This is a genomic window from Streptomyces sp. NPDC007095 (assembly GCF_040634475.1).
Lineage (GTDB): Bacteria > Actinomycetota > Actinomycetes > Streptomycetales > Streptomycetaceae > Streptomyces.
Genome location: NZ_JBEYFS010000066.1, coordinates 1 through 17436, shown reverse-complemented (window position 1 = coordinate 17436; position 17436 = coordinate 1). Strand labels below are relative to the sequence as shown.

Here is a 17436-nt window from a genome sequence, read left to right as displayed (position 1 = left end):
CGTTCCGATCGGGCAGAAGTGCAGTTCGGACCCGGCTCCACAAGTCGTTCGAAACCGAAGCCACACCCGAAGTCACAGGAGCCCCGAAGTGACCGAGCTTGCCGCGGTGAAGACCGCCCTCAAGACCCAGGCAGTAGAGACGCCCTCGTGGGCGTACGGGAACTCGGGAACCCGCTTCAAGGTGTTCGCGCAGCCTGGAGTCCCGCGCAATCCGCGCGAGAAACTGGACGACGCCGCCCAGGTGCACGCCTTCACGGGGGCCGCGCCGACCGTCGCCCTGCACATCCCCTGGGACAAGGTCGACGCCTCCGACAGTTACGCAGAGCTGGCGAAGTACGCGCAGGAGCGCGGTCTGAAGCTGGGCGCGATCAACTCCAACACCTTTCAGGACGACGACTACAAGCTCGGCTCCATCTGCCACCCGGACGCCGCCGTCCGCCGGAAGGCTGTCGATCACCTGCTGGAGTGCGTCGACATCATGGACGCGACGGGTTCGAAGGACCTGAAGCTCTGGTTCGCCGACGGTACGAACTATCCCGGTCAGGACGACATCCGTGAGCGCCAGGACCGGCTGGCCGAGGGCCTGGCCCAGGTCTACGAGCGGCTCGGGGACGACCAGCGGATGCTGCTGGAGTACAAGTTCTTCGAGCCCGCCTTCTACATGACGGACGTCCCGGACTGGGGCACGGCGTACGCGCACTGCCTCAAGCTCGGCCCCAAGGCGCAGGTCGTCGTCGACACCGGGCACCACGCGCCCGGCACCAACATCGAGTTCATCGTCGCGACGCTGCTGCGCGAGGGGAAGCTCGGCGCGTTCGACTTCAACTCGCGGTTCTACGCCGACGACGACCTGATGGTGGGTTCGGCCGATCCCTTCCAGCTGTTCCGGATCATGTACGAGGTGATCCGGGGCGGTGGCTTCACTCCGGACGTCGCCTTCATGCTCGACCAGTGCCACAACATCGAGGCGAAGATCCCGGCGATCATTCGTTCCGTGATGAACGTGCAGGAGGCGACGGCGAAGGCGCTGCTCGTGGACGGCGCGGCGCTGGCGGACGCCCAGCGTGCGGGGGATGTGCTCGCCGCGAACGCGGTGATCATGGACGCGTACAACACCGACGTACGGCCGTTGCTGGGTGAGGTGCGTGAGGAGCTGGGGCTGGATGCGGATCCCGTCTCGGCGTACCGCCGGTCCGGGTGGGCGGAGAAGATCGCGGCGGAGCGGGTCGGTGGGCAGCAGGCGGGGTGGGGGGCGTGAGCGGCTGAGTCTCGTCCGCCCGGTTCGGCTCGTCGCGGTCTGCGGGTCGAAGTGGGCTGGTCGCGCAGTTCCCCGCGCCCCTGAGGGGCGCGCCGCAGCACAGGTACGTCACTCTCTTCACTCTTCTTTCTCTAAGGACTAGGAACATGGCTCCCCATCCCGAAGCCGCCGCTCTGCTGGCCCGGTCGCACCGGCTCGGTGCCGACCCGCGCAATACGAACTACGCCGGCGGCAATGCCTCCGCGAAGGGCACCGACACCGACCCTGTGACCGGCGGTGATGTCGAGCTGATGTGGGTGAAGGGGTCGGGTGGGGATCTCGGCACCCTGACCGAGGCGGGACTCGCCGTGCTGCGGCTGGACCGGCTGCGGGCGATGACGGAGGTCTACCCGGGGGTGGAGCGCGAGGACGAGATGGTCGCCGCGTTCGACTACTGCCTGCACGGCAAGGGCGGCGCGGCCCCGTCCATCGACACGGCGATGCACGGGCTGGTGGACGCGGCCCACGTCGATCATCTGCACCCCGACTCCGGAATCGCGCTGGCCTGCGCGGCGGACGGCGAGAAGCTGACCGCCGAGTGTTTCGGCGACAGCGTGGTGTGGGTGCCGTGGCGCCGGCCCGGCTTCCAGCTGGGTCTGGACATCGCGGCGGTCAAGGAGGCCAACCCGCGGGCGATCGGCTGCATCCTGGGCGGGCACGGCATCACGGCGTGGGGCGACACTGCGGAGGAGTGCGAGCGCAACTCGCTGCACATCATCCGCACCGCCGAGGCCTTCCTGGTCGAGCGTGGCAAGGCGGAGCCCTTCGGGCCCGTCGTCGAGGGGTACGCGGCCCTGGAGGCCTCCCGGCGCCGGGAGCGGGCCGCGGCGCTGGCACCGTACGTCCGGGCCATCGCCTCGCAGGACAAGCCGCAGGTCGGCCACTTCACCGACTCCGAGGTCGTCCTCGACTTCCTCGCGAGCGCCGAGCACCCGCGCCTCGCCGCGCTCGGCACCTCCTGCCCCGATCATTTCCTGCGGACCAAGGTCCGGCCGCTCGTCCTCGACCTGCCGCCGACCGTGGAACTGGACGCGGCGATCGCGCGGCTCGAAGAGCTGCACGGCGAGTACCGCGAGGAGTACGCGGCCTACTACCAGCGGCACGCCGACGCCGACTCCCCCGCGATGCGCGGCGCGGACCCGGCCATCGTGCTGATCCCCGGCGTCGGCATGTTCTCCTTCGGCAAGGACAAGCAGACCGCGCGCGTCGCCGGCGAGTTCTACGTCAACGCGATCAACGTGATGCGGGGCGCCGAGGCGGTCTCGGCGTACGCGCCGATCGAGGAGTCGGAGAAGTTCCGCATCGAGTACTGGGCGCTGGAGGAGGCCAAGCTCCGGCGGATGCCGAAGCCGAAGCCACTCGCCACCCGGGTGGCGCTGGTGACGGGGGCGGGCAGCGGGATCGGCAAGGCGATCGCCGGGCGGCTCGTCGCCGAAGGCGCGTGCGTGGTGATCGCCGACCTCAACGCGGAGAACGCCGCAGAGGTCGCCTCCTCGCTGGGCGGGCCCGACAAGGCCGTCGCCGTCACTGTCGACGTGACCTCCGAGGAGCAGATCGCTGAGGCCTTCAAGGCGGCGGCGCTCGCCTTCGGCGGCGTCGACCTGGTGGTGAACAACGCCGGTATCTCCATCTCCAAGCCGCTGCTCGAGACCACCGCGAAGGACTGGGATCTCCAGCACGACATCATGGCCCGTGGCTCCTTCCTCGTGTCGAGGGAGGCGGCGCGGGTGATGATCCAGCAGAAGCTGGGCGGGGACATCGTCTACATCGCGTCCAAGAACGCGGTCTTCGCCGGTCCGAACAACATCGCGTACTCCGCGACCAAGGCCGACCAGGCGCATCAGGTCCGGCTCCTCGCGGCCGAGTTGGGCGAGCACGGCATCCGGGTGAACGGCATCAACCCCGACGGGGTCGTGCGCGGTTCGGGCATCTTCGCGGCCGGCTGGGGCGCGCAGCGCGCGGCGACGTACGGCATCGAGGAGGAGAAGCTCGGCGAGTTCTACGCCCAGCGGACCATCCTCAAGCGCGAGGTGCTGCCCGAGCACGTGGCGAACGCCGTGTTCGCCCTGACGGGCGGGGACCTGACCCACACCACCGGTCTGCACGTCCCGGTCGACGCGGGTGTCGCGGCGGCATTCCTGCGATGAGCGAGCACGTGAAGAGCTTCGCCGCGGTCGACCTCGGCGCGTCCAGCGGGCGCGTCATGGTCGGCCGCGTCGGCCCGGAGGCGCTGGAGCTGATGGAGGCGCACCGCTTCCCGAACCGGCCGGTGCGGGTTCCGGAGGGGCTGCGCTGGGACATTCTCTCGCTGTACGCGGGCGTGCTCGAGGGACTGCGGGCGGCCGGGCAGGTCGACTCCGTCGGCATCGACAGCTGGGCCGTGGACTACGGGCTGCTGGACGCCGACGGGTCGCTGCTCGGCAACCCGGTGCACTACCGCGACGCCCGCACCGAGGGTGTCGCGGAGAAGGTGTGGGCCACCGTGCCCGCCGCCGAGCTGTACGCGGCGACCGGGCTCCAGTACGCGCCCTTCAACACCCTGTACCAGCTCACGGCGGCCCGCTCGACGGCGCAACTCGCCGCCGCCGAGCGACTGTTGCTCATTCCCGATCTGCTGACGTACTGGCTCACGGGCGAGGCGGGCACGGAGATCACCAACGCCTCGACCACCCAGCTGATCGACCCGCGCACCCGTGACTGGTCCCACGACCTCGCGGACCTGCTCGGCATCGACCTCACGCTGTTCGCGCCGCTGCGGCAGCCGGGCGACCCGGCCGGTCTGCTGCTCCCGCGGGTCCTGGAGGAGACCGGGCTGAGGGGCCCGGTCCCGGTGACGACCGTCGGCTCGCACGACACCGCGTCCGCGGTGGCCGCCGTGCCGGCGGCGGGTGAGCGGTTCGCGTACATCTGCACCGGCACCTGGTCCCTCGCGGGCCTGGAGCTGGAGCGGCCGGTCCTCACCGAGGCGAGCCGCGCGGCCAACTTCACCAATGAACTGGGCCTGGACGGCACGGTCCGCTATCTGCGCAACATCATGGGACTGTGGCTGCTCCAGGAGTGTGTACGGGAATGGGGCCGGCCCGACCTGGGTGAGTTGCTGCGGGCCGCCGCGGAGGTGCCCGCGCTGCGGTCGGTGGTGGACGCGGGCGACGCCGCCTTCCTGGCCCCCGGCCGGATGCCGGACCGGATCACCGACGCCTGCCGGGAGTCGGGACAGCCCGTGCCCGAGTCGCGCGCCGAGATCACCCGCTGCATTCTCGACTCCCTCGCACTCGCCCATCGCAGGGCGATCCGCGAAGCCGAGGCTCTCGCCGACCACCCGGTCGACGTCGTCCACATCGTGGGCGGCGGCACCCGCAACGAGCTCCTGTGCCAACTGACGGCCGACGCCTGCGGACTGCCGGTCGTGGCCGGCCCGGCGGAGGCCGCCGCGCTCGGCAACGTCCTCGTACAGGCCCGTGCGCACGGTCTGGTCGGCGACCGTACGTCGATGCGGCGACTCCTCGCCCGTACGCAGCCGTTGCGGCGGTACGAGCCCCGGGGCGACCCAGCGGCCTGGCGCGCCGCGGAAGACCGGCTCACCCTCGGGTGAAAGGGAACTCCCACCCGCCGTGACGGGGGCCTTTCACCCGTCCGCGACGGGGACTCGCCCGTGTCCATGAACGGGGGCTCCCATGCCGCTCGCCCTCCGCGTACCCTGCACTCATCCGATGATCGATCCCAAGGAGCTGCGATGCGTGTCGCCCTGTTCCTGACCTGTGTCAACGACACGCTCTATCCGGACACCGGCCGCGCCGTGGTGAAACTGCTGACCAGGCTGGGCGTCGAGGTCGACTTCCCGATGGCGCAGACCTGCTGCGGGCAGGCCCACTACAACACCGGATACCGGCATGAGGCCGAGCCACTGGCCCGGCATTTCTCCGATGTCTTCGGTGAGTACGAGGCGATCGTGACGCCCTCCGGGTCGTGCGGCGCGATGGTGCGGGAGCTGTATCCGCGGATGGGTGAGCGGGCGCGGGCGGAGGGCCGCGGGGACACCCTCGCGGCCACCCTCGCTCCGGTGGTGCCGAAGACGTACGAGCTCACCGAGTTCCTGGTGGACGTGCTCGGCGTGACGGACGTCGGCGCGTACTACCCGCACACCGTCACCTACCACCCCACCTGTCACGGGCTGCGCAGTCTCGGGCTCGGCGACCGGCCACGCCGGCTCCTCCAGGCCGTCAAGGGGCTCGAACTGCGCGAGTTGCCCGGCGCGGACGAGTGCTGCGGCTTCGGCGGCACGTTCGCCGTCAAGAACCCCGATGTCTCGGCCGCGATGGGCGCCGACAAGGTGCGCAACGCCGAGTCGACGGGCGCGGAGGTGCTGTGCGCCGCCGACAACTCCTGTCTGATGCACATCGGCGGCACGATGGCCCGGCTGGAGACGCGGATGCGGCCCGTGCACATCGCGGAGATCCTGGCCAGTACGGAAGAGGAGCCGAGCGCATGAGCGGTGGCACGTTCGTCGGTATGCCCGCGTTTCCCAAGGCGGCGCACGAGGCGGTCAACAACCCGACCCTGCGCGGCAATCTGCGCCACGCCACCCACACGATCCGCGCCAAGCGCGCGGTCGCCGTCGCCGAACTGGACGACTGGGCCGCCCTGCGCGAGGCCGGCAAGCAGATCAAGGACCACACACTCCGCCATCTCGACCGCTACCTCGTGCAGTTGGAGGAGTCGGTCACCGCGGCCGGAGGCATCGTGCACTGGGCCGCCGACGCCGACGAGGCCAACCGGATCGTCACCGAACTGGTGAAGATGACCGGGGAGAGCGAGGTCGTCAAGGTCAAGTCGATGGCCACGCAGGAGATCGGCCTCAACGAAGCCCTGGAGGCCGAGGGCATCCACGCCTACGAGACCGATCTCGCCGAGCTCATCGTGCAGTTGGGCAAGGACCGGCCCTCCCACATCCTCGTCCCGGCCATCCACCGCAACCGCGGCGAGATCCGCGACATCTTCGCGCGCGAGATGAGCGAGTGGGGCCGCCCGGCCCCGGAAGGCCTCACCGACACGCCCGCCGAACTGGCCGAGGCCGCCCGGCTGCACCTGCGCGAGAAGTTCCTGCGCGCCAAGGTCGGCATCTCCGGCGCCAATTTCATGGTCGCCGAGACCGGCACCCTGATGGTCGTGGAGTCCGAGGGCAACGGCCGGATGTGCCTGACCCTCCCCGAGACGCTGATCTCCGTCGTCGGCATCGAGAAGATCGTGCCGACCTGGCAGGACCTGGAGGTCTTCCTCCAGACCCTCCCCCGCTCCTCGACCGCCGAGCGCATGAACCCCTACACCTCGATGTGGACGGGCACGAGGGACGGCGGAGCCGGGGAAGGGGACGGCCCCCAGACCTTCCACCTGGTCCTCATCGACAACGGCCGCACCGACACGCTCGCCGACGAGGTCGGCCGCCAGGCGCTGCGCTGCATCCGCTGCTCGGCGTGTCTCAACGTCTGCCCGGTGTACGAGCGCGCGGGCGGCCACGCCTACGGCTCGGTCTACCCCGGCCCGATCGGCGCGATCCTCAGCCCCCAACTCCGGGGCACCGCAAGCGAGATCGACGCCTCGCTCCCGTACGCCTCCTCGCTCTGCGGCGCCTGCTACGAGGTCTGTCCGGTCGCCATCGACATCCCGGAGGTCCTCGTCCACCTGCGCGAACGGATCGCCGAGGGCGGTCAGGTGACGCGGGAGGGCAACAAGGTCGTCCTCAAGCCCGCCAAGGGGCACGCCGCCGAGCGGGCGGCGATGCGGGCGGCACGCTGGGCATTCAGCCACCCCGGCGCGCTGCGCACCGGCCAGCGGCTCGCCTCCCGGACGCGCCGCTTCCACCCACGCACGCTGCCCGGTCCGGGCAAGGCGTGGAGCGGCACCCGGGATCTCCCGACAGTGCCCGCGGAGCCGTTCCGCGACTGGTGGCAGCGTACGCACGGCGGAAAGGACACGGACAAGTGAGCAGTAGGGACCTGATCCTGGGGCGGGTGCGGCGCGCACTCGCCGACGTGCCGCGCGACGACACGCCGTACGAGCAGGCCATTGAGCGCGGGTATCTGCGCGAGCACGGGGAGCGGAGCGTCGCGGAGACGGTGGATCTGCTGGCGGAGAACCTCGCCGACTACCGTGCGCTGGTGCACCGCTGCGCGTCCGACGAGCTGGCCGCGACCATCGCCGGGCTGCTCGCCGGACACGGTTCGACGTCGGTGGTCCTACCGGCGGGCCTGGACGCGCAGTGGCTGGCGGCGTCGGAGGTGACGCGCGTCCCGGACCGGGCCGAGGACACCTCGGGCGAGGTGGACCGCGTCGACAGCGTCGTGAGCGCGTGCGCGCTCGCGATCGCCGAGACCGGCACCCTCGTCCTGGACGGCGGCCCGGATCAGGGGCGCCGTCGCATCACGCTGGTCCCCGATCACCACATCTGTGTCGTCCGTGTCCCCGACCAGGTCGTCTCCTCCGTCCCCCAGGCCCTGGAGCGGCTCGACCCGACCCGCCCGCTGACCTGGATCTCCGGCCCGTCGGCGACCAGCGACATCGAGCTCGACCGGGTCGAGGGGGTGCACGGTCCGCGCACCCTGGAAGTGGTGCTGGTGAGCGGGGAGTGACCTGCGCGGTTAGCGTGAGGGGATGATCCGGTTCGAACAGGTCACCAAGCGCTATCCGGACGGCACGACGGCCGTGGACGGCCTCTCGTTCGAGGTCGCGGAGGGCGAACTCGTCACGCTCGTCGGCCCGTCGGGCTGCGGCAAGACGACGACCATGATGATGGTGAACCGGCTGATCGAACCGACCTCGGGCCAGATCTTCGTGAACGGCGAGGACATCGCGACGGTCGACCCGGTGCGGCTGCGGAGGCGTATCGGGTACGTCATCCAGCAGGTGGGCCTGTTCCCGCACCGGACGATCCTCGACAACACGGCGACCGTGCCGACGCTCATCGGCTGGAAGAAGGCGAGGGCGCGCACGCGCGCCGCGGAGCTGCTCGATCTGGTGGGCCTGGACCCGAAGACGTACGGCTCGCGCTATCCGGAACAGTTGTCGGGCGGCCAGCGCCAGCGGGTCGGAGTGGCCCGGGCGCTCGCCGCCGATCCGCCCGTGCTGCTGATGGACGAGCCCTTCGGGGCCGTCGACCCGGTGGTCCGGGAACAGTTGCAGGACGAGTTCCTGCGCATGCAGGAGGCCGTGCGCAAGACGGTACTGCTGGTCACGCACGACATCGAGGAGGCCGTACGGCTCGGCGACCGCATCGCGGTGTACGGGCAGGGCCGCATCGAGCAGTTCGACACGCCGGGGGCCGTCCTCGGCACCCCGGCCACCGCCTACGTCGCCGAGTTCGTCGGCGCCGACCGCGGGCTGAAGCGGCTGTCGGTCACCGAGATCGAGCCCGACGACCTGGAACAGCCGCCCGTCGCCCGCCTGGACGAGCCCGCCGGGACGGCGGTCGACCGCTTGCACGCGCAGGGCGCGCGATGGGCGGTCGTCCTGGACGCGGAGGGTGATCTGCACGGGTGGGCGGGCGTCGACGAGTTGGCGGCGGGTGGGTCCGTCGGCGACCGAGCGCATCGAATGAACTCATGGGTCCCGGTGGGCGCCCCGCTGAAGCAGGCCTTCGGTGTGATGCTCCAGCACGACGCGGGCTGGGTCGCGGTACTGGACGGGGCCCGCTTCCTCGGCGTACTCACCCCGGCGAAACTGCACGAGGCGCTGCGGCGGTCGGTGGACGCGGATGCGCGGGGGGTGCGGCGGGGGCAGGTGTCGTTCGACTCGATCTCCGATGCGTGAGCGCTCCGCTGGGTTGGGCGGCGGATGCGGGTTGTTCGACGCTGCGGGTCCGATGGGGCCGGGCGCGCAGTACCCCGCGCCCCTTTGGGACGCGCGCCCGTCACGTGAGGCGTACCTCGGGGGTCAGGCACCAGTCGAGGGCAGACGGCCAGGGGCCGTAGCCCGCGTCGAGGTCCAGGTGGGCGCCGCCGGGGATGACGTCGGTGTCGAGGTCGAGAGGTACGCCGTACTCCTTGGCCGCGCCGCCCGGACAGTACGGGTCGTCGTCGGCGGCCACGAGCCGGGTCACGGGGGCGGCGGTGCGCAGGTGCGCGGCGGTGGCGCCGGAACCGGCGAACCCGGTGATGTCCTCGTAGCCGGCCATGACCTCGTCGGACGGCGGTGCGACGAGAAGGACCCGGTCGGCGCGGGCCCGGCCGCGGGCCGCCGCGTGCAGCCACAGCGGGACGGCGAGGCTGTGGCAGACGACCACCCGTTCGTGCTCGTGCCCGAGGGAGTCGAGGTGTGCGTGGAGCCGGTCGAGCCACACCGCCAGGTCCGGGTGGTCGGGGTCCGGGAGCTGCGGGTAGGTGACGGCGTGGCCGCGGGCGGTCAGCTCGTTCGCCAGCCAGTGCTCCCAGTGGTCCACGGGGCGGTGGTTCTGCCAGCCGTGCAGGATGAGGAAGGAACGCGAGTTCGAAGTCACCCTTCATTATCGGCCAGGAGGGGCCGGGTTCAGGGCAGGGCGTTCTGCAGGTCGACGAGCACGGCGTGTGCCGGCTCGGCCGCTCCGGTGCCGGCGCCTGTGGCAGCCCCCGTGGCCGCGCCGGCCGCCACCGATGCGAGTACGGCCCTGATCCGACCCAGCAGACCGCGCAGGCGTCCCATGTCCGGCTGCGACCGGGCGGCCTCCGCCAGAGCGGCCTGCGCGTCCTGGCGCACGGCCGTCTCGTCCTCGGCGGCCAGGCCGGGCGTCTCCGGCGCCGCGAGCACCGACCGCACGGCCTCGGCGAGCCGGGCGCTCGTCCCCTCGTCGGCCGTCACGTACTGATGCCGGGTGACGAGGTGACCGCCGATCGCGATCTGGCTGCCGTGAATGGGCCCGTGGAACTGGGCACCGCCCGAACTCGTCAACGTACGCCTCCTGAACCGGAGTTCCCCTTCGCCGCGTTGGGGAGGACGGCATCCAGGCGAGCGGCCAGGGCCGACAGACGGGCTGTGAGTGGGGAGCCGCCGGGTTGCCGGGCCAGGCAGGCGAGGATGTCCTCGACGGCCCCGCGGACACGTGCCTCGTTGACCGGGGGGCGGGCCAGCTCCACCTTGATCACCGCTGCGGCCTGCCGAATCACGTACTGCGCGTAGAGGTCCAGCCTCAGCCGATCGACTTCGACCCGCAGAGTTTCCACCACCTGTACCGGGTCGGCACGACGCGCCGGCCGGAACTGCGCCCGGTAGAACTGCTCGGGCCGTACGTCGGTCCGATTCTGGGTCACATTCCCTTGGGAGTTGATCGCCACCTGGCTGCCGGTGATCGGGCCGAAGACATAGACCAACGGAGTCGTCGGCTCGTCGGGATGCAGGGGGCTGATCTGCTCGGGACTCGGCTCACGGGCCAGGCGCAGCAAGGACTCGTAGTCGCGGTAGTCGATGAGCGGGGGCCCGGTGGTGCGCAGCGCCTCATACAAACCCTCGGCAGTGCCTGAGGGCTCGATGAACCTGGAGCCCACTTCAGGAGACACAGCCGACGTCTGTGCCGACTCAGCCGTCGGCGGCTCACGATGCGGCGTCCTTGCCGATACCTCAGCCTCAGGCGCCCGCCGGCTGCTGATCGACTCCCCCGCCTCAGGCACGGTCTCCCTCGCGGGCTGGGACCGAATGCTGGAGTCACGGCGCTCGTCCTCGTACCGGAATCCCGCACTGGCCATGTGAACCCCCCGTGGCAAAGCCCCTACTTGAAGGGTAGCGAGCCAAAGGCAAGGAGGAAGGCCTCATCCAGCATCGGAACACCGCAATCTGGCCACTCCCGCACACGTATGTCTCTCCGATGCGAGGGCACCCGTTCCGCGGGAGGTCCACATGAACGCAAGTGCGACGGCACGGACCGGACGCATCAAGGCTCGACGCGCGGCGAGGGGCTCGGGGGTGGAGTACGCCGCCCGGGCGGGGCTGACCGCACGGGGCGTGATCTACCTGCTGGTCGGTGTGCTGGCGCTGCGGATCGCCTTCGGGGACGGGAAGAGCCAGGCGGACCGCAACGGCGCCGTCGCGGAGATCGCGCAGCAGCCCTTCGGCGCGGTGCTGCTGTGGGCGCTGGGTGTCGGCCTCGTCGGCATGGCGCTGTGGCGGCTGTCCGAGGCGTGCTTCGGTTCCGCCGGAGCGGACGGCCGGGCGGCGAAGAAGCGGCTGCTGTCGGCCGTGCGGTTCGTGTTCTACGCGTTCGTCGCCTACTCGGTGCTCTCGTTCGCGGCGGGCTCGGGCAGTGGTGGACAGGGTTCGAGCGACCGGCAGTCGCGGGATGTGACGGCCAAGGTGCTGGATCTGCCGGCGGGGCAGTGGATCGTCGGCGCCGCCGGAGTCGGCATCGTCGTGGCGGGTCTGCTGATCGGCGGGCGGGCCGTGTTGCGCAAGTACCACAAGAAGCTGAAGCTCGGTCAGATGTCGGCGCGCACGCGACGGCTGGTGGATGTGACCGGCGTGGGCGGCGGCGCGGCGCGCGGGCTGGTGTTCGCCGCGGCGGGCTGCTTCGCCGTGCGCGCGGCGATCGACTACGAACCCGACCGGGCTAAGGGGCTGGACGACACGATCCGCTCGTTCGCCCACACCCCGGCGGGACCGTGGCTGCTGGTGTGCGTCGCCGCCGGACTCGTACTGTTCGGCCTGTTCTCCTTCGCGATGGCGCGCTGGCGCCGGGTCTGACGGCATCCGAGGGCGTCACTTCAGCAGGCCCTTGTCCTCCAGATAGGTCCGCGCCACGTCCTCGGGCAGCCGTCGCCAACTGTCCACCTGCTGGTTCATCGATGCGAGGTCCGCGGTGGTGAGCACGTCGTTGAGCTTGCCGAGTGCCTTGGTGACGCCCTCGCCGCCGGCGCGCGAGCGGTTGACGACGGGCACGATGTAGTCGGCGTTCTGCAGATGTTTGTCGTCTGCGAGGAGGACAAGACCGAACTCGTCGAGCGTCGCGTCCGTCGTCGTGGTCAGGACCATCTGGTCCTGACCACTCTGCACGGCCCGCTTCGCCTGGGTGGTGCCCACCCCCTTCGGGTCGACGCCGGTGATGTCGATGCCGTACGTCTTCTTCAACCCGGGCTCGCAGTAAGGCCGTTGGACGCACTCGTCGCCCGCCGCGAGCCGTACCGGAAGACGGGACACGCCGAGGTCGCTGAGCGTCTTCAGGTGATGCTGTCCGGCGTACGCCGCCGTCACCGCGAAGGCGTTCTGGTCGACGGCCCTGCCCGGGTCGAGGACGGTGAGGCCCCGCGGTGTGGCGAGCGACCGGAGCGCCTTCATCGTGGTGGCGAGGTCGGGTGAGCCGACGGGTGACGCGCCCGCACCGTGGGTCTTGGCGTTCAGCCAGTCCGCGAAGGTGGCCGCGTACTCCGGTACGACGTCGATCTGACCGGATTCCAGGGCGGGTTCGTAGAGTTCGCGGTTGGCGACCGTCAGCATGGAGGTCTTGTATCCGGCCTGGCCGAGCAGCAGCGCGTACATCTGGGCCAGCAGGTCGCTCTCGGTGAACCCCGCCGAGCCGATGGTCAGGTGCTTGCTGTCGCCGGGCGGCGCGGTGACCGCACCGCGGTTCTCCAGGGACGGGCCGGTGCCGCAGCCGGTCAGCAGGACCAGGCCCAGCAGGGCGCCGCCTCGCCTCATCGGGCGCCCCTCGCCCAGCGAGGTGCCAGCCGTTCGGCGATCTCGAAGATCCCCTCGACGATCAGGGCGAAGACGGCGACGAGGATCGCGCCGGCGACGACCTGCGGGGTGCTCGCCAGGTTGAAGCCCGCGGTGATGATCCGGCCGAGTCCGCCGCCGCCCGCGAGCGCGGCGATCGTGGCGGTCGCGACGAGTTGGACCGCGGCGATCCGTACGCCGTTCATGACCATCGGGAGCGAAAGGGGCAGCTCCACGTGAAGCAGCATCTGTCGCCCGGTCATCCCCATCCCTCGCGCCGAGCGCACCACGCTCCGGTCGACCTCGCGCATCCCGACGTAGGCGTTGGTGAGCAACGGTGGTACGGCGAAGAGGACCAGCGCGACGACGGTCGGACCCTCGCCCCACTTGCCGAGCGGGGTGAGCAGCAGGAGGACCAGCACCGCGAAGGTGGGGACGGCGCGGCCGATGTTGGAGATGTTGACGGCGAGCGCGCCGCCCTTGCCCAGGTGGCCCAGGACGAGGGCGACGGGCAGCGCGATGAGGCAACTGATGACGAGGCAGACGACGGTCAGGACGAGGTGCTGGGCGAGGCGGTGCCAGACGCCGTCGTCCCCGGACCAGTGCGCGGGGTCGCCGAGCCAGTCCCAGGCCCCGGTCAGGGTGCTCACCCGCGGGCCGCCCGGGTCCAGGGGGTGATGAGCCGCTGCACCGCGAGCAGGAGGAGGTCCGCGGCGACGGCGATGACGACGCAGAGTACGGACGCGGTGAGGACCTGCGCCTTGAAGTAGGTGTTCATGCCCGCGTAGATGAGGTTGCCGAGTCCCCCGAAACCGACGATCGCGCCGACCGTCACCAGTGAGACGGCCGAGACGGTGGCAATGCGCAGTCCGGCCATCGACGCGGGCACCGCCAGCGGCAGTTCCACGGTGAGCAGGAGGCGGATGGGCCCGTATCCCATGCCGCGGGCGGCCTGCCGGGTCTCCTCGGGGACGGCGCGCAGGCCCGCGAGGATGTTCCGGACGAGGAGGGTCAGCGAGTAGAGGACGAGTCCGGAGACGACCAGCGTGGCCGACAGCCCGTACACGGGCAGGAGCAGCGAGAACATCGCCAGGGACGGGATGGTGTAGAGGATCGTGGTCACCGCGAGGACGGGTCCGGCCGCCCAGCCCCAGCGACGGGCGAGGACGGCCAGCGGCACCGCGATGACGAGTCCGACGAGTACGGAGACCGCCGTGAGCTGGAGGTGCTGGACGACCGCGTCCAGGAGGATCTGGCGGCGCGTGCTCAGATACTCACCGCAGATCCACTCGTTGCGGGCGAGACAGTCGTCCGGGGGCGCGGTCACGCGTCCATTCCACCGGGGGCGGGCGGGAGTCGGCGCGTTCTGGTGACCCGTACGGGGTGTCACTGGGTACACCCCGCGATACGGGTTCTGCGCCCCCTGTGGGTCGAGCGTTCGCTCCGTAGCGTCGTGAGCGAGGCACAGGGCGTGCCGGACGGAGAGTGATGACGATGTTTCGCCGCACCTCGCGACGTACGAACGAATCGGAACCGGCCCAGGAGGCGCTGCGGCTGGTCAAGGTCGCGAAGACCTACGGCGCCGGGCAGAGCGCCGTGACCGCGCTGGACGGGGTGAGCCTCGGCCTGGCGCGCGGCAGCTTCACCGCGGTCATGGGGCCCTCGGGGTCCGGCAAGTCCACGCTGCTGCGGTGCGCGGCCGGGCTGGAGCGGCCCGACAGCGGCGTCGTGCGGGTCGACGGAGTGGAGCTGACGGGCGGCGGTGAGGCCGAGTTGACGAAGTTCCGGCGCGGCCGGATCGGTTTCGTCTTCCAGCAGTACAACCTGCTTCCGACGCTCACCGTCGCCCAGAACACGATCCTGCCGCTGAAGCTCGCCGGGCGGCGCGTCGACCGGGCCGGGGCGCGGGGGGTCCTGACGGCGGTCGGTCTGGGCGACCGGCTCGGCAGCCTCCCGGACCAGCTCTCCGGCGGGCAGCAGCAGCGGGCGGCGATCGCCCGGGCGTTGGTCGCCGAGCCTCGGGTGATCTTCGCGGACGAGCCGACCGGCGCGCTCGACAGCCGCAGCGCACGGGATGTGCTGCGGCTGCTTCAGGAGGCGGTACGGGTGCACGGCAGGACCGTCGTCATGGTGACGCACGACCCCCTCGCCGCCTCGTACGCCGACGCGGTCGTGTTCCTCGCGGACGGGCGGATGGCCGGCCATCTGCACACGCCGACGGCGGACGCCGTGGCCGAGCGCCTGGCACACCTCGGCGACGACGCGAGGGTGGGGGTGTGAGCCGTGTTCGCTCTGGCCCTGCGTTCCCTCCGGCAGCGCCCCGGGCGCGCCACGGCGACCCTGCTGTCCGCCTTCCTCGGCGCGGCGATCGTCATGACCTTCGACTCCCTGCACGACACGGCGGCGCAGCCGGGCGTGGACTCCGTGAGCGCGGGTTCGCTGTCCACCGCGGCTAGCGTCGTCGGCGGCTACGGCACGCTGCTGGTGTTCTTCGCGGTCGCCTCGACCCTGACGGTGAACGTTCGTCAGCGCGGCGCCGAGATGGAGCTGCTCAGGTGCTCCGGGGCAACTCCCGCACAGATCGGGCGGATGGTCGTGGGGGAGGCGGTGGCGATCGCCGTGGTGGGCGCGGTACTCGCGATCGGTCCGGCGATGCTCGGCGGACGCGCCCTGCTGGGCGTCTTCCAGGACAGCGGCCAGGTGGCCCGGTCCGTCGACTACTCCTTCGGTCCCGTCGCCCTCGGGTCGGGCATCGGCATCACGGTGCCGGCCGCTGCGGGCGCGGCGTTGCTCGCGGTGCGGCGGATGACGCTCCGCCGTCGCCCCAGGAGTCGGGCACGGACGTTCCTCGCGTACACGGCTCTGCTCGTCGGCGGTGCGGCGGTCTGTTCCACCTTCGCGTTCTCGGCCGAGGACGCCGCGCTGATGGCGCCTCCCGCGTACGGGGCGATCCTGCTGTCCGTGGGGTGCGCGCTGCTGGCGCCGCGGCTGCTGGAGGGCCTGCTCGACCGGCTGCCCCTGGCGGGCCCGAGCGGGTATCTGGCCGTACGGAACCTGCGTCGGCGTGCCGCGGAGATGTCAGGTGTCCTGATGCCGCTGATCCTCTTCACCTGCATGGCGTCCGCGACGCTGACCATGCAGGCGGTCGAGAGTGACGCGATCAAGGCCTCCGGTGTTCCGAAGTCGGTCGATGCGAAGAACCTCGAGACGCTCAACCTCACGGTCGTCGGCGTCATCGTGGTCTTCTGCTGCGTCATGCTGATCAACTCCCTGTACGCGGCGACGACTTACCGCAGCCGGGAGTTCGGGCAGCAGCGGCTGGCGGGTGCCACGCCGGGGCAGGTGCTCGGGGTGGTCGGCACCGAGGGACTGATCCTGACGGTGACGGGCGTCTTCTTAGGCACCCTGGCCGGGCTCTCCGGGGTCCTCGCGTTCAGCGCCGTGCGCACGGACTCCCCGTGGCCGGGCCAGGGACCTGGCATCTGGCTCGCCGTCGTCGCGGTCGCGGCGGCGGTGACCCTGGGGACCGCGCTGTTCACGGCCCGCCGCATCCTGCGGACGCCGGCCGTGGCGGCGGTGACCCTGGTCGCGTGAGCGGGCGGCGGACGGTGGGGGCGGTGCACTCGAAGGACGACGGTTTCCGCCGCCAGGATCCCGGCGCCGGAGGGGACGATGACGTCAGACGCCTGTTCGGGAAGCGCCGAACCGTGCGAGGCCCCGCAGGAGCCGGCCTCCCCCTCCGACACCCCGGGCCGGATCGTCGAGCTCCGGGAAGAGGTCGACCAGCTGAAGGAAGCCGTCACCTCGCACGCCACGGTGGACCAGGCCATCGGCATGATGGCCGCCCGCGGCCGGGTGTCGCCCGACCAGGGCTGGACCGTCCTACGGGAAGTCTCACAGCATACGAACATCAAGCTGCGCACTGTCGCGGAAATGATTCTCGTCCGGGGGCGGCACCGAGATCTGCCGCCCGACATTCGCGTGGCCCTGGAGGACACGCTCGACAAGTACGGGCCCGCGCGAATCCCCGACAGTCCCCCGCCCCGTAGCCGCGGAATTTGTTTGGATCTGATCCACCCAGGTAGTTCAGAGAGAGGTGGCCCGCTGGCCAACCGCTCCCGGGAGGGTTCGGCAGTGAGCTCGCCTCCGACCGCCCGGACGGGGCAACCCCCCGGGCGGTCGGGTGTTGCCCACCGGCCACAACCGCCCGGACAGGCCCTGAGGCCTGTCCGGCGGAAGCCGCCTGCCGCGAACGGTCAGCCGGACATTACGGTGAGACACGCAGACCTCCTTGCGGTGCAGTCATGGACAGCTCCACCACACCGGAGGTCTTCGCCATGATCAAGCCGGCCAGTGTCAACAACGCTCGTGATCAATACGCCTAGGTCCTGTCGTCAAATTCCCGTCGTCCGCCCGGAGGGCGGGCCCTGCGGCGTCAGGTGCGTGCTCTCGGCGTGCCGGGCACAGGCCCT

At 71.0% G+C, this 17436-nt stretch carries 16 protein-coding genes and 1 pseudogene; 11 read left to right on the top strand and 6 right to left on the bottom strand.

Features of this window, described 5'->3' with window-relative positions:
* Nucleotides 1-88 precede the first annotated feature (88 nt).
* From rhaI to ABZ656_RS23050, 7 genes are all read left to right on the top strand, one after another.
* Nucleotides 89-1258, top strand: coding sequence for an L-rhamnose isomerase (rhaI, locus tag ABZ656_RS23080; RefSeq protein ID WP_101402488.1), 1170 nt, complete (start codon nucleotides 89-91; stop codon nucleotides 1256-1258).
* Between the two features lie 146 nt (nucleotides 1259-1404).
* Nucleotides 1405-3444: a bifunctional aldolase/short-chain dehydrogenase gene (locus ABZ656_RS23075; RefSeq protein ID WP_360270176.1), complete on the top strand. Its 2040-nt coding sequence runs from the start codon at nucleotides 1405-1407 to the stop codon at nucleotides 3442-3444.
* Nucleotides 3441-4889, top strand: coding sequence for a rhamnulokinase family protein (locus tag ABZ656_RS23070; RefSeq protein ID WP_360270174.1), 1449 nt, complete (start codon nucleotides 3441-3443; stop codon nucleotides 4887-4889). The genes ABZ656_RS23075 and ABZ656_RS23070 overlap by 4 nt, the downstream gene beginning before the upstream one ends.
* 141 nt (nucleotides 4890-5030) lie before the next feature.
* Nucleotides 5031-5786, top strand: coding sequence for a (Fe-S)-binding protein (locus ABZ656_RS23065; RefSeq protein WP_101402486.1), 756 nt, complete (start codon nucleotides 5031-5033; stop codon nucleotides 5784-5786).
* Complete coding sequence (locus ABZ656_RS23060) at nucleotides 5783-7279, top strand: LutB/LldF family L-lactate oxidation iron-sulfur protein (protein ID WP_360270172.1); 1497 nt, start codon at nucleotides 5783-5785, stop codon at nucleotides 7277-7279. The genes ABZ656_RS23065 and ABZ656_RS23060 overlap by 4 nt, the downstream gene beginning before the upstream one ends.
* Complete coding sequence (locus ABZ656_RS23055; RefSeq protein ID WP_360270170.1) at nucleotides 7276-7923, top strand: lactate utilization protein C; 648 nt, start codon at nucleotides 7276-7278, stop codon at nucleotides 7921-7923. Before ABZ656_RS23060 ends, ABZ656_RS23055 begins: the two co-directional genes overlap by 4 nt.
* 22 nt (nucleotides 7924-7945) lie before the next feature.
* Complete coding sequence (locus tag ABZ656_RS23050) at nucleotides 7946-9100, top strand: betaine/proline/choline family ABC transporter ATP-binding protein (protein ID WP_360270168.1); 1155 nt, start codon at nucleotides 7946-7948, stop codon at nucleotides 9098-9100.
* 100 nt (nucleotides 9101-9200) lie between these two features.
* On the opposite strand, the gene ABZ656_RS23045 is transcribed toward ABZ656_RS23050, so the two are convergent.
* From ABZ656_RS23045 to ABZ656_RS23035, 3 genes are read right to left on the bottom strand one after another with little or no spacing between them, the layout of a single operon-like run.
* Nucleotides 9201-9785, bottom strand: coding sequence for an alpha/beta hydrolase (locus ABZ656_RS23045; protein WP_101402483.1), 585 nt, complete (start codon nucleotides 9783-9785; stop codon nucleotides 9201-9203).
* Between the two features lie 29 nt (nucleotides 9786-9814).
* Complete coding sequence (locus tag ABZ656_RS23040; protein ID WP_101402482.1) at nucleotides 9815-10213, bottom strand: hypothetical protein; 399 nt, start codon at nucleotides 10211-10213, stop codon at nucleotides 9815-9817.
* Nucleotides 10210-10818 (bottom strand): hypothetical protein, encoded by a 609-nt coding sequence (locus ABZ656_RS23035; RefSeq protein ID WP_129592173.1) that lies wholly within the window; start codon nucleotides 10816-10818, stop codon nucleotides 10210-10212. The genes ABZ656_RS23040 and ABZ656_RS23035 overlap by 4 nt, the downstream gene beginning before the upstream one ends.
* A gap of 337 nt (nucleotides 10819-11155) precedes the next feature.
* Between ABZ656_RS23035 and ABZ656_RS23030 the strand changes: the two genes are divergently transcribed.
* Complete coding sequence (locus ABZ656_RS23030; protein ID WP_101402480.1) at nucleotides 11156-11995, top strand: DUF1206 domain-containing protein; 840 nt, start codon at nucleotides 11156-11158, stop codon at nucleotides 11993-11995.
* A 15-nt stretch (nucleotides 11996-12010) separates the two neighbouring features.
* Here the strand turns inward: ABZ656_RS23030 and ABZ656_RS23025 are convergent, their stop codons facing one another.
* From ABZ656_RS23025 to ABZ656_RS23015, 3 genes are read right to left on the bottom strand one after another with little or no spacing between them, the layout of a single operon-like run.
* Nucleotides 12011-12946 carry an ABC transporter substrate-binding protein gene (locus ABZ656_RS23025; RefSeq protein ID WP_360270164.1) on the bottom strand — a complete coding sequence of 312 codons (936 nt, stop codon included), beginning with the start codon at nucleotides 12944-12946 and terminating at the stop codon, nucleotides 12011-12013.
* On the bottom strand, nucleotides 12943-13614 hold the full coding sequence (locus ABZ656_RS23020) for an ABC transporter permease (RefSeq protein ID WP_101402478.1): 672 nt from the start codon (nucleotides 13612-13614) through the stop codon (nucleotides 12943-12945). The genes ABZ656_RS23025 and ABZ656_RS23020 overlap by 4 nt, the downstream gene beginning before the upstream one ends.
* On the bottom strand, nucleotides 13611-14291 hold the full coding sequence (locus ABZ656_RS23015) for an ABC transporter permease (RefSeq protein WP_067360371.1): 681 nt from the start codon (nucleotides 14289-14291) through the stop codon (nucleotides 13611-13613). The genes ABZ656_RS23020 and ABZ656_RS23015 overlap by 4 nt, the downstream gene beginning before the upstream one ends.
* Before the next feature lie 161 nt (nucleotides 14292-14452).
* Between ABZ656_RS23015 and ABZ656_RS23010 the strand changes: the two genes are divergently transcribed.
* The 3 genes and pseudogenes from ABZ656_RS23010 to ABZ656_RS23000 form a co-directional block, all read left to right on the top strand.
* Nucleotides 14453-15244 carry an ABC transporter ATP-binding protein gene (locus tag ABZ656_RS23010; RefSeq protein ID WP_360270161.1) on the top strand — a complete coding sequence of 264 codons (792 nt, stop codon included), beginning with the start codon at nucleotides 14453-14455 and terminating at the stop codon, nucleotides 15242-15244.
* 3 nt (nucleotides 15245-15247) lie between these two features.
* Complete coding sequence (locus tag ABZ656_RS23005; RefSeq protein ID WP_360270159.1) at nucleotides 15248-16558, top strand: ABC transporter permease; 1311 nt, start codon at nucleotides 15248-15250, stop codon at nucleotides 16556-16558.
* Between the two features lie 78 nt (nucleotides 16559-16636).
* Nucleotides 16637-17005, top strand: a pseudogene (locus ABZ656_RS23000) (ANTAR domain-containing protein); the annotation flags it as partial.
* Between the last annotated feature and the right edge of the window lie 431 nt (nucleotides 17006-17436).